6 protein-coding genes and 1 pseudogene are annotated in these 3340 nt (G+C 67.9%); all 7 read left to right on the plus strand.

The window, feature by feature from the left end:
• Positions 1–797, plus strand: a 797-nt coding sequence (gene secY, locus ACFE60_RS18385; protein ID WP_375390298.1) for a preprotein translocase subunit SecY, incomplete at its 5' end; no start/stop codon positions are given.
• Positions 797–1381, plus strand: a complete 585-nt coding sequence (locus tag ACFE60_RS18390; protein ID WP_375390299.1) for an adenylate kinase — start codon at positions 797–799, stop codon at positions 1379–1381. The genes secY and ACFE60_RS18390, both read left to right, overlap by 1 nt.
• A gap of 218 nt (positions 1382–1599) precedes the next feature.
• Positions 1600–1821, plus strand: coding sequence for a translation initiation factor IF-1 (gene infA, locus ACFE60_RS18395; RefSeq protein ID WP_375390300.1), 222 nt, complete (start codon positions 1600–1602; stop codon positions 1819–1821).
• An 84-nt stretch (positions 1822–1905) separates the two neighbouring features.
• Positions 1906–2022, plus strand: coding sequence for a 50S ribosomal protein L36 (gene rpmJ, locus ACFE60_RS18400; RefSeq protein WP_119480711.1), 117 nt, complete (start codon positions 1906–1908; stop codon positions 2020–2022).
• Positions 2023–2152: 130 nt separating this feature from the next.
• Positions 2153–2530, plus strand: a complete 378-nt coding sequence (gene rpsM / locus ACFE60_RS18405; RefSeq protein ID WP_375390301.1) for a 30S ribosomal protein S13 — start codon at positions 2153–2155, stop codon at positions 2528–2530.
• Positions 2531–2564: 34 nt separating this feature from the next.
• Positions 2565–2966 carry a 30S ribosomal protein S11 gene (gene rpsK, locus ACFE60_RS18410; RefSeq protein WP_375390302.1) on the plus strand — a complete coding sequence of 134 codons (402 nt, stop codon included), beginning with the start codon at positions 2565–2567 and terminating at the stop codon, positions 2964–2966.
• A gap of 131 nt (positions 2967–3097) precedes the next feature.
• A pseudogene (locus ACFE60_RS18415) lies at positions 3098–3340 on the plus strand (DNA-directed RNA polymerase subunit alpha); the annotation flags it as partial.

Genomic DNA, 3340 nt, shown 5'->3' on the forward strand with positions numbered 1-3340 from the left:
TCATGTGGATGGGCGAGCTGATCACGGAGCGCGGCGTCGGCAACGGCATGTCGCTGCTGATCTTCACGGCGATCGCCGCCCGCTTCCCGCAGTCGATCATCGCGATCGCGCAGTCGCAGAGCATCGAGACCGCGGTCGTCGTGGTCGCGATCGGGGTCGTGATCGTCGGGCTGGTCGTGTACGTCGAGCAGTCGCAGCGGCGCATCCCTGTCGAGTACGCGAAGCGCATGGTCGGCCGGCGCACGTACGGCGGCAACAACACGTACATCCCGATCAAGGTGAACATGGCCGGCGTCGTGCCGGTGATCTTCGCCTCCAGCCTGCTGTACCTGCCGGCGCTGATCGCGCAGTTCAACCAGCCCCGCAACGGGCAGGCGGCACCCGCGTGGGTGACCTGGATCCAGAACTACCTGACCACCGGCGACCACCCGCTCTACATGGCGCTGTACTTCCTGCTAATCGTCGGGTTCACCTACTTCTACGTCGCGATCACCTTCAACCCGGAGGAGGTCGCGGACAACATGAAGAAGTACGGCGGCTTCATCCCCGGCATCCGTGCCGGCAGGCCGACGGCGGAGTACCTCGACTACGTGCTGACCCGGGTGACGCTGCCCGGCTCGATCTACCTGGGCCTGCTGGCGCTCATCCCGCTCGTCGCCTTCGTCGCGATCGGGGCGAACTCGAACTTCCCGTTCGGCGGCGCCTCGCTGCTGATCATCGTCGGCGTCGGCCTCGAGACCGTGAAGCAGATCGACTCGCAGCTGCAGCAGCGGCACTACGAAGGCCTGCTGCGCTGATGCGCATGCTGCTGATCGGCCCTCCCGGCTCCGGGAAGGGCACCCAGGCGGTGCGCGTCGCGCAGCACTACGGCATCCCCGCGATCTCGACGGGCGACATCTTCCGGGCGAACGTGTCGGAGGGCACGCCGCTCGGGCTGCAGGCCAAGGACTACATGGACCGCGGCGCGTACGTGCCGGACGACCTGACGAACGCGCTGGTGCTCGATCGCCTCGCGCAGACCGATGCGGGCGCCGGGTTCCTGCTCGACGGCTTCCCGCGGACGCTCGCCCAGGTCTTCACGCTCGACGACTGCCTGGAGGCGACCGAGGGCGGCCTCGACGCGGTGGTGCAGCTGGTCGCCGAGCAGGACGAGGTCGTGCAGCGCCTGCTGAAGCGGGCGAAGGACCAGGGGCGCAGCGACGACACCGAGGACGTCATCCGCAAGCGCCTGGAGGTCTACCAGGAGCAGACGCATCCGCTGGTCGCCGTCTACGCGCAGCGGGGCGTGCTCGTCAGCGTCGACGCCATCGGCGAGGTGGACGAGGTGTCCGACCGGATCCTCGCCGCGCTCAGCGGCGGCATCCTCGGCGCTCGCGGCTGAGCCGGGTCGGCGCTGAGCCGGGGCTGGAGCTGCGCCGGCCCCGGGAAGGAGTCGGGGCGGCTCCGCGTTATGGGCTATGATCGCCTGTCGGCCATGCATGCCCCCGTTGCGGGCTGCGTGCGACGGCCGATCCGTCTGCAGGGCATCCCCGTCCGCGGACGTCCCGCATGACCAGCGATCAGTCACGGCAGCGTCGTGACCAGTGACGAAGTGAGGCTATGGCTCAGAAGGACGGCGTTATCGAGATCGAGGGCGCAGTGGTCGAGGCGCTGCCCAACGCGATGTTCCGGGTGGAGCTGAGCAACGGGCACAAGGTACTCGCCCACATCTCCGGCAAGATGCGGCAGCACTACATCCGCATCCTGCCCGAGGACCGTGTCATCGTCGAGCTCAGCCCGTACGACCTGACCCGTGGCCGCATCGTCTACCGCTACAAGTAGCCGGTCGACACGTCGCACGATCGCTGAGAAGTAACGGCCGACCCGTCGAGGATCGGTACGAGGACAGCGAGAAGAGGACATCCCATGAAGGTCGCGCCTTCCGTCAAACCCATCTGCGAGCACTGCCGCGTGATCCGCCGTCATGGCCGGGTCATGGTCATCTGCTCCGTGAACGTGCGTCACAAGCAGCGTCAGGGCTGACACCCACCACTCACAACTGAACACAACGGCGGCACCAGATCCCTCCCCACGCGGGGAGGGGGACACCCCGAGTCGGAGGCTCGGGCACCGGCGCCGCTCCATACCCCCGGATCATCCCTAGGAGATCAGCATGGCGAGACTCGCCGGCGTCGACATCCCGCGTGAGAAGCGCGTGGAGATCGCGCTCACCTACATCTACGGCGTGGGACGCACCCGCGCCATCGAGACGCTCAAGGCGACGGGCATCGACCCGGACGTCCGCGTCCGCAACCTCACCGACGACCAGCTCGTGGCGCTCCGCGACCACCTCGAGACCTACAAGGTCGAGGGCGACCTCCGCCGCGAGGTCGCCGCGGACATCCGCCGCAAGATCGAGATCGGCTCCTACCAGGGCATCCGCCACCGCCGTGGGCTCCCGGTGCACGGTCAGCGCACCAAGACGAACGCCCGCACCCGCAAGGGTCCGAAGCGCACCGTCGCCGGCAAGAAGAAGGCCGGGCGCAAGTAGCGCTCGCCCCCGAGATCCGTAGGAGAGAGAAGACATGGCGACTCCCAAGGCCGGTGCAGGGCGCAAGCCCCGCCGCAAGGAGAAGAAGAACGTCGCGATCGGGCAGGCCCACATCAAGTCGACGTTCAACAACACGATCGTCTCGATCACCGACACCACCGGTGCCGTGATCAGCTGGGCGTCGTCCGGCGGCGTGGGCTTCAAGGGCTCGCGCAAGTCGACGCCGTTCGCGGCGCAGCTCGCGGCCGAGTCGGCTGCCCGTCAGGCGCAGGAGCACGGCATGAAGAAGGTCGACGTGTTCGTCAAGGGCCCCGGCTCGGGCCGGGAGACCGCGATCCGCTCCCTCCAGGCCGCCGGCTTGGAGGTGGGCTCGATCAACGACGTGACGCCGCAGGCCCACAACGGCGTGCGTCCCCCCAAGCGCCGCCGCGTCTGATCCGTTTTGAAGGCGATCCGGCCGCGCGAAGCGCCGCCGAATCGCCTTCAGAACGAAGGCTGGAACGCAGCCACCTCGAGAACCATCCCACCCCTTGTGCGTCATATATCGGACGCCGAAAGGACACCACCGTGCTCATCGCACAGCGCCCCACCCTCGCCGAGGAGCCCATCAGCGAGTTCCGCTCGCGGTTCGTCATCGAGCCGCTCGAGCCGGGCTTCGGCTACACCCTCGGCAACTCCCTGCGCCGCACCCTGCTCTCGTCGATCCCGGGTGCCGCGGTCACGTCCATCCGCCTCGAGGGCGTGCAGCACGAGTTCACGACGATCCCCGGTGTGAAGGAGGACGTCACCGAGATCATCCTGAACATCAAG

Source organism: uncultured Amnibacterium sp. (assembly GCF_964245895.1).
GTDB lineage: Bacteria > Actinomycetota > Actinomycetes > Actinomycetales > Microbacteriaceae > Amnibacterium.

Coding starts and splice junctions, on each gene's coding strand:
- ACFE60_RS18390 (WP_375390299.1), top strand. CDS start 797: ATGCGCATGCTGCTGATCGGCCCTCCCGGCTCCGGGAAGGGCACCCAG.
- infA (WP_375390300.1), top strand. CDS start 1,600: ATGGCTCAGAAGGACGGCGTTATCGAGATCGAGGGCGCAGTGGTCGAG.
- rpmJ (WP_119480711.1), top strand. CDS start 1,906: ATGAAGGTCGCGCCTTCCGTCAAACCCATCTGCGAGCACTGCCGCGTG.
- rpsM (WP_375390301.1), top strand. CDS start 2,153: ATGGCGAGACTCGCCGGCGTCGACATCCCGCGTGAGAAGCGCGTGGAG.
- rpsK (WP_375390302.1), top strand. CDS start 2,565: ATGGCGACTCCCAAGGCCGGTGCAGGGCGCAAGCCCCGCCGCAAGGAG.